The sequence below is a fragment of the Gulosibacter macacae genome, from assembly GCF_003865375.1.
Taxonomy (GTDB): Bacteria; Actinomycetota; Actinomycetes; order Actinomycetales; family Microbacteriaceae; genus Gulosibacter; species Gulosibacter macacae.
This window is the reverse complement of sequence record NZ_RQVS01000004.1, coordinates 1-18,099: the sequence shown is the minus strand read 5'-3', so window position 1 is coordinate 18,099 and position 18,099 is coordinate 1. Positions and strand designations below refer to the sequence as shown.

15 protein-coding genes are annotated in these 18,099 nt (G+C 64.7%); 9 read left to right on the top strand and 6 right to left on the bottom strand.

The annotated features are described in order from the left end of the window. The first annotated feature begins 25 nt into the window (after window positions 1-25). The gene (locus EG850_RS03855) at window positions 26-3,034 is read left to right on the top strand and encodes a cytochrome P450 (RefSeq protein WP_124970244.1); all 3,009 of its coding nucleotides are present in this window, start codon (window positions 26-28) and stop codon (window positions 3,032-3,034) included. Window positions 3,035-3,130: 96 nt separating this feature from the next. After that, window positions 3,131-4,531 carry an aldehyde dehydrogenase family protein gene (locus EG850_RS03850; RefSeq protein WP_124970241.1) on the top strand — a complete coding sequence of 467 codons (1,401 nt, stop codon included), beginning with the start codon at window positions 3,131-3,133 and terminating at the stop codon, window positions 4,529-4,531. Between the two features lie 23 nt (window positions 4,532-4,554). On the opposite strand, the gene trxA is transcribed toward EG850_RS03850, so the two are convergent. The 5 genes from trxA to EG850_RS03825 all read right to left on the bottom strand — a co-directional run bounded on the left by trxA (window position 4,555) and on the right by EG850_RS03825 (window position 10,169). Next, entirely contained in the window at window positions 4,555-4,983 is a 429-nt protein-coding gene (trxA, locus tag EG850_RS03845; RefSeq protein WP_124970238.1) for a thioredoxin, read from the bottom strand. 105 nt (window positions 4,984-5,088) lie between these two features. After that, window positions 5,089-6,051 (bottom strand): PRC-barrel domain-containing protein, encoded by a 963-nt coding sequence (locus EG850_RS03840; RefSeq protein ID WP_124970235.1) that lies wholly within the window; start codon window positions 6,049-6,051, stop codon window positions 5,089-5,091. Window positions 6,052-6,170: 119 nt separating this feature from the next. Beyond that, window positions 6,171-7,265, bottom strand: coding sequence for a DUF4349 domain-containing protein (locus EG850_RS03835; RefSeq protein WP_124970232.1), 1,095 nt, complete (start codon window positions 7,263-7,265; stop codon window positions 6,171-6,173). 107 nt (window positions 7,266-7,372) lie between these two features. Further along, window positions 7,373-8,581 carry an MFS transporter gene (locus EG850_RS03830; RefSeq protein ID WP_124970229.1) on the bottom strand — a complete coding sequence of 403 codons (1,209 nt, stop codon included), beginning with the start codon at window positions 8,579-8,581 and terminating at the stop codon, window positions 7,373-7,375. A gap of 19 nt (window positions 8,582-8,600) precedes the next feature. Then, entirely contained in the window at window positions 8,601-10,169 is a 1,569-nt protein-coding gene (locus tag EG850_RS03825; protein WP_124970226.1) for a Mur ligase family protein, read from the bottom strand. Between the two features lie 406 nt (window positions 10,170-10,575). On the opposite strand from EG850_RS03825, the gene nrdH reads away from it, so the two are divergent. The 4 genes from nrdH (at window position 10,576) to EG850_RS03805 (ending at window position 14,922) form a co-directional block, all read left to right on the top strand. Beyond that, entirely contained in the window at window positions 10,576-10,812 is a 237-nt protein-coding gene (gene nrdH, locus EG850_RS03820; protein WP_124970223.1) for a glutaredoxin-like protein NrdH, read from the top strand. Between the two features lie 11 nt (window positions 10,813-10,823). Beyond that, window positions 10,824-11,243: a class Ib ribonucleoside-diphosphate reductase assembly flavoprotein NrdI gene (gene nrdI / locus EG850_RS03815; protein ID WP_124970220.1), complete on the top strand. Its 420-nt coding sequence runs from the start codon at window positions 10,824-10,826 to the stop codon at window positions 11,241-11,243. Between the two features lie 41 nt (window positions 11,244-11,284). Next, complete coding sequence (nrdE, locus tag EG850_RS03810) at window positions 11,285-13,384, top strand: class 1b ribonucleoside-diphosphate reductase subunit alpha (protein ID WP_214609507.1); 2,100 nt, start codon at window positions 11,285-11,287, stop codon at window positions 13,382-13,384. Between the two features lie 155 nt (window positions 13,385-13,539). Then, a complete protein-coding gene (locus tag EG850_RS03805; RefSeq protein WP_124970214.1) occupies window positions 13,540-14,922 on the top strand; it encodes an NAD(P)/FAD-dependent oxidoreductase in 1,383 nt (460 codons plus the stop codon). A gap of 10 nt (window positions 14,923-14,932) precedes the next feature. On the opposite strand, the gene EG850_RS03800 is transcribed toward EG850_RS03805, so the two are convergent. Continuing rightward, on the bottom strand, window positions 14,933-15,574 hold the full coding sequence (locus EG850_RS03800) for a hypothetical protein (protein ID WP_124970211.1): 642 nt from the start codon (window positions 15,572-15,574) through the stop codon (window positions 14,933-14,935). A gap of 65 nt (window positions 15,575-15,639) precedes the next feature. Between EG850_RS03800 and EG850_RS03795 the strand changes: the two genes are divergently transcribed. The 3 genes from EG850_RS03795 (at window position 15,640) to EG850_RS13650 (ending at window position 18,065) form a co-directional block, all read left to right on the top strand. Continuing rightward, window positions 15,640-16,470 (top strand): siderophore-interacting protein, encoded by an 831-nt coding sequence (locus EG850_RS03795; RefSeq protein WP_124970208.1) that lies wholly within the window; start codon window positions 15,640-15,642, stop codon window positions 16,468-16,470. A gap of 140 nt (window positions 16,471-16,610) precedes the next feature. Continuing rightward, window positions 16,611-17,579 carry a class 1b ribonucleoside-diphosphate reductase subunit beta gene (gene nrdF / locus EG850_RS03790; protein ID WP_124970205.1) on the top strand — a complete coding sequence of 323 codons (969 nt, stop codon included), beginning with the start codon at window positions 16,611-16,613 and terminating at the stop codon, window positions 17,577-17,579. 363 nt (window positions 17,580-17,942) lie between these two features. Then, window positions 17,943-18,065, top strand: a complete 123-nt coding sequence (locus tag EG850_RS13650) for a hypothetical protein (RefSeq protein ID WP_268878152.1) — start codon at window positions 17,943-17,945, stop codon at window positions 18,063-18,065. Window positions 18,066-18,099 lie beyond the last annotated feature (34 nt).

Here is an 18,099-nt window from a genome sequence, read left to right as displayed (position 1 = left end):
GAGGCGCCGCGATGTGGAGGATGAGATGTCTGACAACAGCGCATTCGACGCCGCACCCGAGGCCCCGACCGCCGATTGGGTACGCATCGACGAACTCATGAACGACCCCTTTCCGTCGTTCGAGCGCCTGCGCGCCGAAGGTGGCGTGCACTGGGTACCGGCCATCGGCCGCTATCTGGTGACGAGCTACGACGCGGTGCACACCACCGAGCTCGACCAGGAGATCTACTCGGCCAATGAGCAGGGCTCGCTGATGATCCGCGCGATGGGCCACTCGATGTTGCGCCGCGACGATCCTGAGCACTTCGTTGAGCGGAAGGCCTGGGAGCCGGCGTTGCGGCCGGGGGTCGTGAAGCGCGTGTGGACCGAAAAGTTCGACCGCAATGCCGACCTTCACCTCGACGCCCTCATCGCCAAGGGCCCCGGTGCCGACTTCATCACCGATTTCGCCGCGCCCTACGTCGCTGACAGCCTGCGCGATGTGGTCGGCCTCTACAACTGCACCGCCGAAGATCTCATTCGCTGGTCACAAACGATGATCGACGCCACCGGCAATTACGCCGATGACCCTGAGGTGTGGGCCGCGGGGGAGCGCTCGTTCAACGAGGTTGACGATGCGCTCGACGAGATGCTCGTGTGGCACCAGCAACATCCCGATGAGTCGGTCATCTCGCAGCTCCTGCGCATCCCCGACTACGAGATGCCGCTCGAACGCATCCGCGCGAACCTCAAGATGACCATTGGCGGCGGGCTCAATGAGCCGCGCGACGCCCTTGGCACGGCCGTGATGGCACTGCTGCAGCATCCCGAGCAGCGGGATGCGGTGCTCGCCGACCCGAGCCTGTGGCAGACCGTCTTCGACGAGACGATCCGCTGGGTCGCGCCGATCGGCATGTATTCGCGCCAGGTCACCCGCGATACCGTGCTCGCCGGGGTGCGCCTGCCGCGCGGCGCGAAGCTCGGCATCAGCCTCCTTTCGGCGAACCGCGACACTGCGGTGTGGGAGGGTGCAGCCGAGTTCGACATTCACCGCGAAGTGCAGCCGCACCTCGCCTTCGGCAAGGGTGTGCACGTGTGCCTCGGCGCTTGGGTGGCCCGCGCCGAAGTGGCGAATGTGGCGCTCCCGAAGGTGTTCGCGCGCCTGCCCGAACTCTCGCTCATTGCGGAGCGCCCGCCGGTCTCGCAGGGCTGGGTGTTCCGGGGCGTCGCCACCATGCCGCTCAATTGGGATGCGGCTGGAGCCGTCACCGCCGACGCCGCGGCCGCGCTCGAGGCAGAAACCAGCGAAGCGCCCACACCAACCCCCGCGATTGCGATCATTGGCTCGGGCCCGGCCGGATGCTTCAGCGCGCAGGCCCTGCGCCGCCAGTTCCCGGGTGCGCACCTGCACGTGTTCGATCGCCTGCCCGCGCCCTACGGTCTCGTGCGCTCGGGCGTTGCCGCCGACCACCAGGGTACGAAGTCAGTTGCCCGACAGTTCGAGCGCCTCTTTGTGCGCGATGGCGTGCACTTCCACGGTGGCGTCGAGATTGCCGACCGGGCGGAGCTTGCGGCCCTGCGAGAGCAATTTGATGCGGTCGTCGTCGCCACGGGCCTGAGCGGTGACCGAACCCTCGGCGTCGCCGGCGCCGACCTCCCCGGCATCTACGGGGCCGGCCGGATTACGCGCCTACTCAACGCACATCCCGATGAGGCGGCAGCCCCGCAGCTTGGCGAGCGGCTCGTCATCGTCGGCCACGGCAATGTTGCCATTGACCTCGTGCGCCTCATCGGCCGCGCCGAGTGCGATTTCGACGGTACCGATGTGCACGATGAGGCGCGCCGCCAGCTCGCGGGCCAGGTGCGTCGCATCCACATCGTCGGCCGCTCGCTGCCAGAGGCGGCGAAGTTTGATCCGGTGATGATTCGCGAACTCGCTGCGCTCGACGGTATGTCGCATGTGGTCCACGGTGCCGAACTCGAGGCAGTGGCCCCGGGCAAGGATGCTCGGGTCGATGCCGTGCGTGACCTTGCGGCGGCCGTGCGCCCCGACGCGTCGGTGGTGGTCGAGTGGTGGTTCGGGCTCACGCCCGCGCGGCTCGAGGGCGAGGAGGCGGTCGAGCGAGCCGTCTTCACCGGCCCCGAGGGCGAGATTGCGCTCGACACCGACTCGGTGATCACCGCCGTCGGGTTTTGTGGTGAGGGCGAGTTGCTCGTGGAGCCGGGCGCACATCCCGATGGCCGAGTCGAGCCGGGTCTCTATGTCGCCGGATGGTTGCGTCGCGGCCCGCGCGGCACAATTCCCGACCAGCGCAGCGATGCGCGCGGTCTTGCGGCGCTCGTCGCGGCCGATCTCGGCGCATCCTCGCGTGATTCGTTCACCTACGCACCGCCGGCCGGAGCCACCGACTTCACCGGCTGGCAGCGCATTGACCGAGCCGAGCGTCTCGCCGCCGCCGCAGGTCGCGTGCGCGCGAAGTTCACGAGCGTGGAAGCGATGCTTGCTGCCGCTAATGACCCGCGGTTCGACCCGCCGGTGGACGAAGCCTCCGCCGCGACGATGCTGCGCCTGCCGGCCGAGGGCGTCACGATCCTCGTCGGTAGCGAATCAGGAAACGCCGAACTCACCGCTGACCAGCTCGCTAGCGAGCTTCGCGGTGCCAGTCAAGGCGGTGGTAGCGATACACCGATCACCGTGCGCGATCTCGGATCCTTCACCCCGACCGAGCTTGACCGAGCGCAATTACATCTCATCGTCTGCTCGACCTATGGCGATGGCGAACTGCCAACGAATGCGCGGGAGTTCACCGCGGCGCTCGCCGATGCCGATCTCGCCGGTCTGCGCTTTGCGGTGTTCGGCATGGGGGATAAGTCGTACACGAAGACCTATTCGCGCGGCAGTGAACTGCTCAGCGAGGCGCTTGAGCGCGCCGGAGCAGAACGGCTCGGCGAGTACGGTCGCCACGACGCCGGCTCGGGTGATGACCCGGCTGAACTCGCGCTTGACTGGGCCGCAGCGTTGCTCGACGACGACGCGGCGGCGATTGTTGGCTGAGGGTGTGCTTCGAGGGCCTCAGCACACGGTATTGCGCTGAGGTGCTCGAAGCGCCGGCCTCAGCGTGCACCAGGGCGGGCGGTCCAAACTGGATGCATGACTGAGCCGCGCCCCGCCACCGCTCTCGACCACATCCCCACTCTCGTCGCCCAAACGCGACAGTCGTTCGTGAGCGGCCGCACGAAGCCCATCAGCTGGCGGCTCGCGCAATTGCGAGGTATCGAGGCGCTCATCGTCGAGCGGCGGCGCGAACTCTCCGTCGCGCTCGCGGCCGACCTCGGCAAATCCGAGACCGAGGCCTACCTCACTGAGCTTTCGATTGTGCGTCACGAGGCGCAACTCGCCCAGCGGCAGCTGCGCCGCTGGCTACGGCCAAAGCCCGTGGGCGTGGGCCTCGCCCTCACCCCGGCGCGCGCGTGGACGATGCTCGAGCCGCTCGGCACGGTGCTCATCATCGGGCCGTGGAACTACCCGGTGCAGCTCGTGCTCGCGCCGCTCGTCGGCGCCGTCGCGGCTGGGAATGCCGCGGTGGTGAAACCGAGCGAACTCGCTCCGGCAACGAGCGCTCTGCTCGCAAAGCTCTTGCCGAACTACCTCGATGCCGATGCGGTCACGGTGGTCGAGGGCGGTGCCGACGAAACCCAGGCGCTTCTCGCCGAACGCTGGGACCACATCTTCTACACCGGCGGCAGCCGTGTTGCCCGCATCATTGCGCGGTCGGCCGCCGAGCACCTCACGCCAATCACGCTCGAACTCGGCGGCAAGTCGCCCGCCTTCGTCGACGGTTCCGGCGATCTCGATACCGTGGCGCGACGTCTCGTCTGGGCAAAGTTCACGAATGCCGGCCAGACCTGCATCGCTCCCGACTATGTGCTCGCGACGAAGGATGCGGTGCCACGGCTCGAGCGGGCGCTCACGGCCGCGATCACTGAGCTGTACGGCCCTGATCCCATGCGTTCACCCGATTTCGCGCGCATCGTGAACCGCAGGCACTTCGACCGCCTCACCGCGTTCCTCGGCGGTGGCCGCACCGTCGCCGGCGGCACCTCCGACCCGGATGCGCTGCGCATTGCGCCGACCGTCCTCGGCGATGTCAACCCGGCGTCACCGGTGATGGCCGAGGAAATCTTCGGCCCCATCCTGCCGATCGTGCCGGTGGCGGATGCCCGCGAAGCGATCGCGTTCATCAACGCCCGCCCGAAACCGCTTGCGCTCTACACCTTCACCGCCCACCGGCGCGTCGAGCGCGCGTTTGAGCGGGGCACGAGCTCAGGTTCGCTCGTGCACGGCTTTGCCATCGCGCAGGCCTCCATTGCCGAGCTCCCATTCGGCGGCGTCGGTGAGAGCGGTATGGGCGCCTATCACGGGGAGGCTTCGGTGCGGGTGTTCAGCCATGAAAAATCGGTGGCGACGAAGCCGCTGCGGCCCGACACCCTCAAGGTCGCCTACCCGCCCTACAGTCGGGCGCAACAGAAGCTCTTGCGCGGCCTCCTCTAGCGGCCCGACCTCCTGTAGCGGACCTAGACCACCGCGCCATCCGTGCGGGGCGCGTCTCCCTCGTCGCCTTCGTCAGCAGCCTTCGCGGCACCCGACTGTTCGGCGGCGATCTTCTCGCGCACCTCATCCATGTCGACCTGCTTGACCGCGTCGATGACCTGCTCGAGGGCAGCGCCCGGAAGGGCACCGGCCTGCTGGAAGAGGAGCACACCGTCGCGGAACGCCATGAGCGTCGGAATCGACTGAATACCCATCTGCGCCGACAGCGCCTGGTTTGCCTCGGTGTCAACCTTGGTGAAGTTCACATCGGGGTGCTTCTTGCTCGCCTCTTCGTAGACGGGGGCGAACATCTGGCAGGGGCCGCACCACGAGGCCCAGAAGTCGACAAAGTGGATGCCTTCGCCCGTGACGGTCTCGATGAAAGTTGCCTCGGTGAGATCAACGGTAGCCATGGGAATAGTCCTCTCGGAAGTTTGAGCGCAAGTACGCAGATACGAGTCAAAACGCTAATACGGTGCGGGGTATTCCGCAGTCGAATCGCTGTGAGCGAATTGTGACTAGTTGCGTCGTTCGGGGTCGTTGAAGCGCTCGTCGGTGATGTCGTAGTCGAGGCCGAGATCGTCATCGGACTCCTGGGGTTGCTCGACCGGCTGCTCGACTTGTTGTTCGACCGGCTGCTCAACGGGCGGTGCGAAGGCCGCAGTGTCGTCAGTAGCAGCAGCGGCGTCGGCGGCTACCGGCTCACTCGGCGCATCGAACTCGCCGTAGGCGGGCGCCTCAGTGTCGCTGAAGCCTTCGAAAAAGCCCGGCGCCCGATCCTCATCAGCGGGTTCGACTGCCACCTCATCAACCACAATCGGCTCGTCGGCAATGGGTTCGTCGGCGAGTACCTCTTCAGGCAAAACATCGCCCGCTGGTACTTCGTCAGCCGGTACCTCATCGACTGGCGCCGCCTCAGTTACCGGCATACCGAGCGGAGCCGGTGCATCCTCGGCCACCGTCATGCGACCGGGCACGCGGTAGTGGTTGTAAAGGTCGTCTTCTTCGGCGGGGGAGAGATTCTGGTCGATCTCAGTGCGCGGTGAGGAGGTCACGACATCCTTGGCATAGGGCACGTGAATCTGCTTCGCCTCGTAGCGCGCCTCATCGAGCGGTACGAAGAACTCCTTCGTACCGAATAGGCCCGTCTTCACGGTGACCCAGTTCGGATCCTGCGTCTGGTCGTCGAGGTAAACCTGCCCGACTCGACCGATCTTTTCGTTGTTCTCGCCGAACACCGTCGACTGGAATAGCCGCAGCAGCTGCTCTTCGGCCACCGCCTCGGCAGACTGCTCGGGCGCAACCTCGGGAGTCGCATCAATGAGCGTCTCGTCGTCGCCCTGGGGCACGGCATCCGCCTCAGCAGAGGTGTCGAACTGCGTTGTTTCGAACTGCGTTGTTTCGAACTCTGACGGCTCGGCAACCTTGTCTTCGCCGGTAACCGGCCGCTGGTCGCCAGTGGGGTCATTGAGTTCAGACATGAGGTACTTCCTGATGAATCGGATTGGGCATGCTCCCGGGCCGCTGGACGCGGAAGCTTGCGTCCGAGCCTATTGCGCAAACCCTTGGCGAAGCCTCACGGTTCACAGCAAAGGTGCCGTTACTCCGATTTCGGGGGTTCGCTCGCGGCTCCTGCTTCGGGAAGCGGCGGCATCGCCGAAGCACCAGCCAGATGCGGTTCCACCTCGAGGAATGATGGATTACTCGGCGCCGGGTCGCCATCCGCAGCTTCGTTGGCAGCAGCTTCGTTGGCAGCATCCGGTGCGGCCGCGGGCTCAGCACCACCAGCAGCCGCAGCCGCCGCCCGACGCGTCCGCAACCGCGGTCGAATCGCCCAGAACCAGATCGCCAGCGCAATCAGCCCGATGATGACGATGCCCGGCAGCAGGTAGCCGAAGATCGTGATCACGCCACCGAAGAAATTCACGAGGTGCTCGAGGCCCATGCCAAGTCCGGCGAGGAATCCGGGCGGGCCTTCGCTGACTTCGCCGCGCTCATACGGGGTGGTGATCGACACATTGATGGTGCTCATCGCGACCTGGTCAATGAGCACGTCGTATTGCGCCTTGAGACCCTGGAGTTCCGCATCCCGATCGCCGAGTTCGCGCTCGATCTCGAGCATGTCCTTGACGTTCGTTGCGGCCGCGAGCATGCCCTGGAGCGAGGTGATCGAGCTTTCGAGGCTCTTGATGCGCGCCTCGAGGTCGACCTTGACGAGGGTGACATCGCTCGCGGTCGTCGACACATTGAGCACCTCGTCGCCGATGCCGCGCAATTCGTTGATGAACGCGTCGTGTTGGTCAGCGGGCACGCGGATCGACATGCTCGCGTAAGGCGAACCGCCCTCGGTGCGCTCCTCGCGCTGCTCGATGCGGCCGTGGTGGGCGACGACGAGCGATTCGAGGGCGCCCACGGCCGCGGGCACATCACTGGAGCGCAGTGAGACATCAGAGGTGACGATGATTGCCCGGTCGGCGTCGGGGCTTTCAGGCCCGACCGTGGCGTTCGGTTCAGCCTGATACTCCGAGTCGGGAGCAGCCGCGCCACCCGCATCGGGGACAGCCTGCTCCATATCAACGCGAGCATCCTCGGCAGGAGACGACGAGCCGCCACCCGCCGCGCATCCTGCGAGCAGGCCAATGCTCGCAAGCGCGAGGGTAATCGCGGCAATGAGGCGGGAACGTGTGATTCGCATATCTCATCGTCGCCCGGATGCGTCGGGCCTGCATCCGCGAATCGACGAAGTTTCCTCATCCCGCCGGGTGACGGTCACTCAGCGCAAAGCACCGGGCTGCGTGCGCGCTAGTCAGGAATGACGATCGGCATGGTCTCGGGGCGCGGCTGGAGATCGTGATCGCGAAGATCGGGCAACCAGCGAATCACCGAGACGGCGACGAGGAGTGCGGCGACGACGAAGGCGACGGCAACGAGCATCCCGCCTCGGGCGCCATCGGCGTCGATGGCCACGCCAGCGATGGCACTCGAGGCCGCCGCGCCGATGAGCATGGCGGTGCCGAGCCAGCCATAGGCCTCGGCGGTGTCGCTGAAGCGCACCGTGGCCGCCACCGCGGCGTTCGTGAGCGCAAAGAACGGGGCGCAGGCGGCACCGGCGATGAAGTAGCCGATCCAGAGGAGCGCGGCATCATCAATCAGCACGAGCGCGAGCACCGTGCCTATTACAGCGACGGCGATGCGCGTTGCGAGCGAGGTGCGGCGCATCGGCAACGAGCCAGAAATCACACCTCCGACGACCGAACCAACCGCTCCGAGCCCGAGCACCACACCCACCAGGGGGCTTTCGTGGCCGAACCGGGCCACGGCTGCCGCATCGAGCGCGCCCCAGGAACCGATCGCGAGGAAGCTCGACACCACCATGATGAGCACGACTGGTTCGCGCAGCACCATACCCATGCGGCGCGGCGAACGCGGGATGCGAACGGTGCCGATCGGCGGGGAGGTAATGAACCAGACGCCGCCAATGATGAGGAGCGCCGCCGAGGCAAGGATGCTGCCGCGCGGGCTCCAGAGTGCCGCGATCGTGGTGGTCGCGAGCGGGCCGATGATCCAGATGATCTCTTGCAGCGTCGCATCCATTGAAAACAACGCCTGGAGGCGGCGGCCGGCCACGAGCTTCGGGTAGACGGTGCGCACGGCCGGCGGAATCGGCGGCACGGTGAGCCCACCGAGGAAGGCTAGGGCGAGGAGCCAGGGGAGCGACGGCGAGGTGAGTGCGATGGCCGTGAGGGTCGCCGCGCAGACGAGCATGGTCGGCGTGAGCACATTGCGCATCCCGAAGCGGCTGAGCAGGCGCCCGCCGAGCGGCCCCGCGATGCCCTGGCCAATGCCGAAGGCGGCGAGGGTGAACCCGGCGGCGGTGTACTCGCCGAAGGTCTGCTCGACGTGGATGAGGAGCGCAATTGAGAGCATCCCCGCGGGGAAGCGCGCGAGCACCTGCGAAAACAGCAGGCGGGCGACAAAGCGCTCGCGGAGGGTCTCAACAAACTGGCGCACCGGCTCAGCCTACGCCCGTCTACTCGCTTGTTGGATCCCATCCGTGCATCGCGAGCGCGGCCCGGGCGGCATCTTTCACCGAGTAGGGGATGAGCCGCCCACGCACCTCGACATCGCGGCGGTGGCCGTGCCCGCCCACGAAAATGAGGTCGCCTTCGTTCGCGAGCGAGACGGCCTTCGCGATGCCGGTAGCGGAGTCAGCGATTTCGTAGACTTCGCGGTCGGGGAACTCGGCGTGCAGGGTTTCGACGAGCGTGCGTCGAATCGCGTCGGGGTCTTCGAAGCGCGGGTTGTAGTCGGTGACGATGATGGTGTCGGCGATTGCCGCCGAGCGGGCCATGTCAGGGCGCTTCGACGGATCGCGGTCGCCATCGGCGCCAAACACCATGAAGAGCCTGCCTGCGGTGAAGCGGCGCAGCGTCGTGAGTACGGTGCGGAATGACGCCGGCGTGTGGCCATAGTCAACGAGGATGCGCGGGCCAGGGCCGCTGGGATTCACCACATCGAGACGGCCGGGGAGTTCAATTTGCAGGCCATCGGTGGCCTGGAGCGCGGCATCGAGCCGTTCGAGCTCAACGCCGTGTTCGTGGAGTGCGACGATCGCGAGGGCAAGGTCAAAGGCAATGAACCAGCCGGGTTGGCTCACCGAGGTGGTGAGCGTGCGGCCATCGCGGTGGCGTAACTTCACCTCGGTGCGGTCGAGGGCAAGTTCGCGGGTCGTGACCTGCCAATCGGCGTCGATCTCGGGGTCGTGCGAGACGGTTGCCACTGGGATCTCAGCCTCGGCGGCAAGGCGCTGCCCCCACTCGTCGTTGACTGCGATGACCCCGCGGCGGGCGTGCTCGGGCGTGAAGAGCGGCCGTTTCGCGGCGAAGTTGTTTTCCATCGAGCCGTAGTCGTCGAGGTGGTCCTGAGTGAGGTTTGTGAAGATCGCGATGGCGAAGCACAGACCCTCGATGCGGCCGCGTTCGATGCCCTGCGCTGAGACCTCGATCGCGGCAACTTCGGTGCCCTGTTCGCGCATGGCCGCGACGAGTTGGTGCAAATAGTCGACCTGCGGTGTGGTGAGGCGGCCGCTGAGCCTCGTGGCGATGGAACGGTCACCGATGCGACGCTCGACGGTGCCGCTGAGCGCGGCGGGGATGTCGAGGGCATCGAGCAGTGCGTGCAGGAGATAGGTCGTTGTGGTCTTGCCGTCGGTGCCGGTCACGCCGATGAGCGCGGGGGAGTCGGGCTCGGTGCCGTAGACGGTCTTCGCGACATCGGCGATCACCTCTCTCGGATCGCCGACGACGAGCGTGGGCAGGCCAGCTTCGGCGGCGATGTCAGCACCGAGTTCGCCGGTGAGGAGGGCAACGGCGCCAGCGTCGCGAGCTTTGTCAGCAAAGGATGCGCCGTGAAAGCGCGCGCCGGGAACGCCGACAAAGAGCGTGCCCGGGGTGACCGCAGTGGTCGCGCTGACGACGCCCGTGACCGCGACATCGTCGCCGGCGTGCTTGGCATTCACGAGCTCGGCGATTGCGCTCAACAGGATGGGCTGAGTGTCGGTCGGCGTGGTGAACGGCGACGCAGGTGCATGTTCATTCATCGAAGTCAACGTTATGCATGTACGCGCATGGATTTCTAGGATGGATCGTCCAAGTTTTTATGTTACGAAACGGTAACGGTGTCAGTCTGTTTTCAGTTTCGAGCACGCGCAAACCACCTCCGGCCGCGCGGCGATGTCGGAGGCTCGTGGTGAAGTGCAGTTGTCCACAGGAGTTGTGGACTCGACTGTGGAGCGAATGTGCATAGGGGTACAAAACCCGTGCAGACACGCCGATTTGTGTGGAAAAACATGTGGAGAACTACACGCTTGTAATACACCATCTAGTGGTGTTAGCCTCGTCCAGCACAACATGTAGTGGTGCTTCGGTCGAAGCCACACCACGACCACATCACACGTGTTTCCCTCACTTCAGTACCTATCCACCCCTACGAGACAAGGCGTTGACATGACCATCTCCGTGTACAGCAAGCCCTCCTGCGTTCAGTGCACCGCGACCTACCGCGCCCTCGACAAGCAGGGCATTGAGTACGAGATCTTCGATGTTTCGGCCGACGAGAAGGCGCTCGAGGCAGTCAAGGAGCTCGGCTACCTGCAGGCCCCGGTCGTCGTCACCGACTCCGACTCGTGGTCGGGCTTCCGCCCCGACAAGATCAGCGAGCTCGCAGCCCTTCGCAGCGCCTAGGGGGCGAGGATGTGACCCAGCTCATCTATTTCTCAAGCGCGTCGGGCAATACCCACCGCTTTATTGAGAAGCTCGGTCGCGACGCGCGTCGCATCCCCCTCTATCTCAAAGAAGACACGATCCTGGCCGATGAGCCGTATGTGCTCTTTCTCCCCACCTATGGGGGCGGCAACGGCAAAGGCGCCGTCCCCAAACAGGTCATCAAGTTTCTCAATGTGCTCCAGAATCGAGAACTCATCCGCGGCGTCATCGTCGGCGGAAACACGAACTTCGGTGCGGCCTACGGGCTAGCCGGAGACATCGTCGCAGCGAAATGCCACGTCCCCGTGCTTTATCGCTTTGAACTTTTCGGCACTCCTAGGGATGTCGACACTGTCAATGAAGGATTGGATCAGTTTTGGCTACAGCAACCGACACTCGCGACGACGTAATTCCGCACGTCGAGGTGCACAAGAAGGGGCAGAGCTCGGGCATGGACTACCACGCCCTCAACGCGATGCTCAACCTCTACGACGACCAGGGCCGCATCCAGTTCGATAAGGACCGTGAAGCAGCGCGCGAGTACTTCCTGCAGCACGTCAACCAGAACACGGTCTTCTTTCACGACCTTGAGGAGCGCATCAGCTACCTCGTTGACAACGAGTACTACGAGCCCGAGACCTTCGAGCAGTACTCGATGGAGTTCATCGGCCAGCTGCGCGACCGCGCCTACTCGTACAAGTTCCGCTTCCAGACCTTCCTCGGTGCGTTCAAGTTCTACACCTCGTATGCGCTGAAGACGTTCGACGGCCAGCGCTACCTCGAGCGCTTCGAGGACCGCGTGCTCATGGTGGCGCTCGGCCTCGCCCAGGGTGACGAGCAGCTTGCCACCGCGCTCGTCGACGAGATGATCACCGGCCGCTTCCAGCCGGCAACGCCCACCTTCCTCAACGTCGGCAAGCGCCAGCGTGGTGAGTTCGTGAGCTGCTTCCTGCTGCGCATCGAAGACAATATGGAGTCGATTGGTCGTTCGATCAACTCGGCCCTGCAGCTGTCGAAGCGCGGCGGCGGCGTGGCGTTCAACCTCTCTAACGTGCGCGAGTCGGGTGCCCCGATCAAGCAGATCGAGAACCAGTCATCGGGCATCATCCCGATCATGAAGCTGCTCGAAGACAGCTTCTCGTACGCGAACCAGCTCGGTGCGCGTCAGGGTGCTGGCGCCGTCTACCTCTCGGCCCACCACCCCGACATCATGCGCTTCCTCGACACGAAGCGTGAGAACGCTGACGAGAAGATCCGCATCAAAACCCTCTCGCTCGGTGTGGTCATTCCCGATGTGACCTTCAACCTCGCGAAGAAGAACGAGCCGATGTACCTCTTCTCGCCGTACGACGTCGAGAAGGTGTACGGCAAGCCGTTCGGTGACATCTCGATCACCGAGCACTACGACGAGATGGTCGACGACCCGCGCATCAAGAAGACGCGCATCGACGCTCGCCAGTTCTTCCAGACTCTCGCCGAGATTCAGTTCGAGTCGGGCTACCCCTACATCGTGTTCGAAGACACGGTGAACAAGGCGAACCCGATCGAGGGCCGCATCAACATGTCGAACCTCTGCAGCGAGATCCTCCAGGTGAACTCGCCGTCGACGTACCACGCTGACCTCAGCTACGACGAGGTTGGCGACGACATCTCGTGCAACCTCGGCTCGATGAACATTGCGCTCGCCATGGACTCGGACGACCTCGGTCGCACCGTCGAGACCGCAATCCGCGGCCTCACCGCAGTGAGTGACATGTCGAGCATCGACTCGGTGCCGTCGATCCGCAAGGGCAACAGTCAGTCGCACGCCATCGGCCTCGGCCAGATGAACCTGCACGGCTACCTCGGTCGCGAGCGGGTGTTCTACGGCTCCGAAGAGGGCCTCGACTTCACGAACATCTACTTCTACACGGTCGTCTACCACGCGATTCGCGCATCCATGATGATCGCGCGCGAGCGGGGCGAGCGCTTCGGCGGCTTCGAGAACTCGACCTATGCATCCGGTGAGTTCTTCGACAAGTACACCGAGCAGGAGTGGGTGCCGCAGACCGAGCGCGTGCGCGAGCTGTTTGCAAACCAGATGATTCCCACCCAGGACGACTGGCGTCAGCTCAAGGCCGATGTGCAGCAGTACGGCATGTACAACCGCAACCTGCAGGCGGTGCCGCCGACCGGTTCGATCTCGTACATCAACCACTCGACCTCGTCGATCCACCCGATCGCCTCGAAGGTGGAGATCCGCAAGGAAGGCAAGCTCGGCCGCGTCTACTACCCGGCGCCGTTCCTCACGAACGACAACATCGAGTACTTCCAGGATGCGTACGAAATCGGTTACGAGAAGATCATCGACACCTATGCGGCGGCAACCCAGCACGTCGACCAGGGTCTGTCGCTGACGCTCTTCTTCAAGGACACCGCGACCACGCGCGACATCAACCGCGCGCAGATCTACGCGTGGACCAAGGGCATCAAGACGATCTACTACATCCGCCTGCGCCAGATGGCGCTCGAGGGCACGCAGCTCGACCAGTGCGTGAGCTGCATGCTGTAAGCGCCACCTGAAGTGGCCCCTGAAGTGCAGACTTTGGGGGCCACCTCGTTTTCCAGTAGGGCGATCTGCGCGGAAGTGCCGATTCGCGGTCGATGATGCCGATGGAGGCAACATATGCCCGGATTTGGCACATCCGCGCAGGGCACACTGGCTCAATGGACCACGACACCCGCATCCCCCGCTCATTCTGGATCGACCGTGCCCCGGCGCGCCCCGCGCAGCCGCCACTCACCGGCGAGCGCGGCGCCGACCTGGCGGTCATCGGCGGCGGTTACACGGGCCTCTGGACCGCCCTCCACGCGAAGGAGCGCAACCCCGAATCGCGCGTTGTGCTCCTCGAGGGCAAGCGCATCGGTCACGCGGCGAGCGGCCGCAATGGCGGCTTCGTCGACCCAAGCCTCACCCACGGGCTCTCGAACGGCCTCGCCCGCTGGCCCGATGAGATCGACACCCTCATTCGCCTCGGCCGCGAGAACTTCGCCGGGATGCGTGCCGACATCGAGCGCCACGGCATCGACTGCGATTGGTGCGAGGGCGGCGCGATCGCCTTTGCCCGCAATGCGTGGGAAACCGAGTACCTGCGTGAGAGCGAGGCGGAATGCCGCGCTCACGGCGAGGATGCGGACTATTTCGGCCCCGAGCGCATCGGCGAGGTGACTGCATCCCCGGCATTCGTCGCGGCGCTCAAGCAGCCCGAGCAGGCCACCGTCGACCCCTACAAGCTCGCGCTCGGCCTCCTCGATGCCTGCCTCGCCGTCGGGGTTGAGGTCTACGAAGGCACTGTCGTGAGCGATCTCGACCACGCAGGTGCAGGCCCCGTCACCATCCGCACCCGCGACGGCGCCGTGCTGCGTGCCGATCGCGTTGCCCTCGGCACGAACGCCTATCCGTCACTCCTCAAGCGGCTCTCGCTTGTGACCGTGCCGGTCTACGACTACGCGCTCATGACCGAACCGCTCACCGACGAGCAGTTCGCCGCGATCGGCTGGACCGGCGACGAGGGCCTCGCCGATGCCGGCAACCAATTCCACTATTTCCGCAAGTCCGATGATGGCCGCATCCTCTGGGGCGGCTATGACGCGGTCTACCACTACGGCTCGAAGCGCAGCGAGGCGCTGACCCAGCGCGAAGAGACCTTCGCAACGCTCGAACGGAACTTCCGCGAGACCTACCCGCAGCTCGCCGACGTGCGGTTCACGCATCAGTGGGGCGGCATGATCGACTCGTCGACGCAGTTCTGCCTCACTGCCGGCGTCGTAGCACGCGGCCGCATTGCCTACGCGCTTGGTTACACCGGGCTCGGGGTGGCGGCGACGCGGTTCGGTGCCGATGTCATGCTCGATTTTCTCGCGGGAGAGCGCACCGAGCGCACCGAGATCAAGATGATCAAGCGCCGCCCGGTGCCGTTCCCGCCCGAGCCTGTGCGCGCCCTCGGCGTGAACCTCACGCGCTGGTCAATGGCCGCGGCCGATCGCACCGGCCGCCGCAACCCGTGGCTGCGGCTCATGGATGCGCTCGGCCTCGGCTTCGACTCGTAGTCCCGGAGCCTTAGCTCTCAAGCCACCAAGTGTCGGCATCAATGAGCCAGTGATTGCGCAGCGTGAGCGCGCGTTCGATCGCCGCGGCGACCGCGGCTACGCTGAGCGAAATCGCGAACCATTCCGGCAGCACAATCGGCGAGGTGAAGGTGCCGATATTCGCCGCGACCCAATCGAATTTCGAAATTGCCTCGACCAATGTCAGCGCGAGTAGCCCCAGGCTTGCGAGCAGAATCACGATGGCCGTAATGCCGATGACCCGGCTTGCCTCTGGATGCTGTCGCGCGAACCATGCCCGCCACGCTTCTGCAGTGCCCGGCATCGGCCGCAACGCCTGCTCCTGCCCGTCGGGTGTGACGAAGTGCACCCGCGACATGCCGTAAATCCCCATTTCCGCCTCGATCTTGCCGCCCGGTACGCGAAACTCGGCGGGTGAGGTGCCGACGGCGATCTGCTTGCCGTCGTGGTAGAGCTTCAGGCGCTCCGAAAAGTCGAAGTAGTCGACGTCGACTGCGTACTTGCCAGCACGATCTACGGCCGGGTCGGGGCTGAGTTCAAAGATCGACCGGTAGATGAACTGATGCCGCTTCATGTTCGGTAGTGCACTGCCATCGCCGGGTTTGTTGTTGCGGTCGCGGTTGCGGCGGGACATGCGGATCAGTGTAGCGAGGCCCGTTTGCTAACTTAGGTATACCTAACTTTCAAACAAAGGTCGTCATGCAGAAACTTGCCAGCCCCGCCGTCGATTCGGTTCGCCTCCCGTTCAAGACCCGCCGGATGCGGCTGGAATCGATCGAATCGAACGGTTCGGCATTTGTGACCTGCTGGTTCTCGGGTGATGATCTGCGCGATCTCCAGTCGCCGGGCGCGGGTGACCACATCAAACTGCAGGTGCCGGATGCATCAGGTCACCTCGTCGTGCCCGCGTTCGACGAGGCGGGGGAGCGGCTCGCGAATCGCGCCGACCTCGCGTTGCGAGACATGACCCCACGCATTGTGGATGCGGCGGCCGGCCGCCTGCGCATCGACTTTGTGCGTCACCAGGGTGGCGTCATCGGCCCGTGGCTCGAGCGCGCGGCCGTCGGTGACGAACTCGCGTTTGTGGGTCCGCGCGGTTCGCGTCGCATCGTCGAGGCGGTCGACGAGGTGCGTTTTGTCGCCGACCTCACCGCGCTTCCGTCGGCTGAACGTCGCTTCGACGAGCTTCCCGACACGGTGACCGGCGAACTCCACCTCGTGGTCGATACCGCAGCGGATATCGACGCCATCAGCGTGCCCGAGCGCATCCGCATCATCACCCATGAACTCGGTACCGACGGGGTCGCAGGCGGCTGGCCCGGCGTCGCAACCGCACTGGAGGCGAGCCTTGCGAGCATCAAGCCGACTCAGCGCATCCTGATTTGGGCGGCCGGCGAAGCGAGCGGTGTCGCGAGCATCCGTGCGGTCGCAAACGCCATCGCACGCGAGGGCGTGTTCGGCGCGTTTAACGGCTATTGGCGCGCGGGCGAAGCTGAATATGACCACCACGCACCGCTTCCTGAGCTGTAATTTGTGCCAAACCTCAGCGAGCTGAGGCTGAAGACGCGCGGGTTAGAACGCAGGGCTAGACTCGGCGGACGGGTCGGCAAGCGATCCATATTTTTAGCGGCGATAACGCGCCGATTTCTTGTCATCGGAGGAACATTCACATGGGTGATCACCTGCTCGACCAGGTCGAGGCGATCAACTGGAACCGCATCGAAGACGAGAAGGACCTTGAGGTCTGGAACCGTCTGACGAACAACTTCTGGCTGCCCGAGAAGGTGCCGCTGTCGAACGACGTGCAGTCGTGGGCGACGCTAACCGAAGAAGAGCAGACACTGACGATGCGCGTGTTCACCGGCTTGACGCTGCTTGACACGCTGCAGGGCACGGTCGGTGCGGTCTCGCTCATTCCGGATGCGTATACGCCGCACGAAGAGGCGGTCTACACGAACATTGCATTCATGGAGTCGGTGCACGCGAAGAGCTACTCGTCGATCTTCTCGACGCTGGCGAACACGCCGCAGATTGATGACGCGTTCCGCTGGGGTGCTGAGAACCCGCAGCTGCAGCGCAAGGCGAAGATCATCATGTCGTACTACCACGGCGATGACCCGCTGAAAAAGCGCGTCGCGTCGACGCTTCTCGAGTCGTTCCTGTTCTACTCGGGCTTCTACCTGCCGCTCTACTGGTCGACGCGGGCGAAGCTCACGAACACGGCTGACCTCATCCGCCTCATCATTCGCGACGAGGCCGTGCACGGCTACTACATCGGCTACAAGTACCAGCAGGGCCTTGCGAAGGAGTCGGAGGAGCGCCAGCAGGAGCTCAAGGACTACGTGTTTGAGCTGCTGTTCGAGCTCTACGAGAACGAGGTGCAGTACACGCACGACCTTTACGACGGCGTTGGCCTGTCGGAAGACGTGAAGAAGTTCCTGCACTACAACGCGAACAAGGCGCTCATGAACCTCGGCTATGAGGCGATGTTCCCGCAGTCGGTGACCGACGTGAACCCGGCGATCCTGTCGGCCCTCTCGCCGAACGCGGATGAGAACCACGACTTCTTCTCGGGCTCGGGCTCGTCGTACGTGATCGGCAAGGCCGAGGTAACGACGGATGATGACTGGGACTTCTAGAAGTTTTCTGAGAAGCCTCGGCTGAAAAGCCTGGTCAACGGCCCGGATCCGCGAAATCTCGCGGGTTCGGGCCGTTTTTGTGCCCTCTGTTCGACGACAGAGGAGAACAGAGATGACCAGGAATGTCCGTTCGGAGTGGCACGTGGATGGCACGCGCACACCTTCCCCATGGAAGCGAGGAGGCCAGCCACCCGAAATTTGGGGTTGGCACACCGCCGAGGCCGTGCCACTTCGTGCCATAGGAAGCTCGGGTGATGCCCCACGATCCGCGGAAACACGCGGGTTTCGGTGTTCACGCGGATCTAGTGGCACGGAGTGGCACGAGGGTCCAACCGCGTCCATCCGAGTACACGGGAGGGCACCATGAGCGGGACGAAACGCGAGGCATGGGGCAGCTTGCGCAAGCTCCCGTCGGGTCGCTGGCAGGCCCGCTATCCCGCGCCAGATGGCGAGATGTACCCGGCGCGAACCGAGGACGACGCTTGACCCCTGATCTTGGACACGCTGATTCCAGCATGAA

Coding starts and splice junctions, on each gene's coding strand:
- EG850_RS13650 (WP_268878152.1), top strand. CDS start 17,943: ATGAGCGGGACGAAACGCGAGGCATGGGGCAGCTTGCGCAAGCTCCCG.
- EG850_RS03840 (WP_124970235.1), bottom strand. CDS start 6,051: ATGTCTGAACTCAATGACCCCACTGGCGACCAGCGGCCGGTTACCGGC.
- EG850_RS03795 (WP_124970208.1), top strand. CDS start 15,640: ATGCAGAAACTTGCCAGCCCCGCCGTCGATTCGGTTCGCCTCCCGTTC.
- nrdF (WP_124970205.1), top strand. CDS start 16,611: ATGGGTGATCACCTGCTCGACCAGGTCGAGGCGATCAACTGGAACCGC.
- trxA (WP_124970238.1), bottom strand. CDS start 4,983: ATGGCTACCGTTGATCTCACCGAGGCAACTTTCATCGAGACCGTCACG.
- EG850_RS03855 (WP_124970244.1), top strand. CDS start 26: ATGTCTGACAACAGCGCATTCGACGCCGCACCCGAGGCCCCGACCGCC.
- nrdH (WP_124970223.1), top strand. CDS start 10,576: ATGACCATCTCCGTGTACAGCAAGCCCTCCTGCGTTCAGTGCACCGCG.
- EG850_RS03825 (WP_124970226.1), bottom strand. CDS start 10,169: ATGAATGAACATGCACCTGCGTCGCCGTTCACCACGCCGACCGACACT.
- nrdE (WP_214609507.1), top strand. CDS start 11,285: ATGGACTACCACGCCCTCAACGCGATGCTCAACCTCTACGACGACCAG.
- EG850_RS03800 (WP_124970211.1), bottom strand. CDS start 15,574: ATGTCCCGCCGCAACCGCGACCGCAACAACAAACCCGGCGATGGCAGT.
- EG850_RS03835 (WP_124970232.1), bottom strand. CDS start 7,265: ATGCGAATCACACGTTCCCGCCTCATTGCCGCGATTACCCTCGCGCTT.
- EG850_RS03850 (WP_124970241.1), top strand. CDS start 3,131: ATGACTGAGCCGCGCCCCGCCACCGCTCTCGACCACATCCCCACTCTC.
- EG850_RS03805 (WP_124970214.1), top strand. CDS start 13,540: ATGGACCACGACACCCGCATCCCCCGCTCATTCTGGATCGACCGTGCC.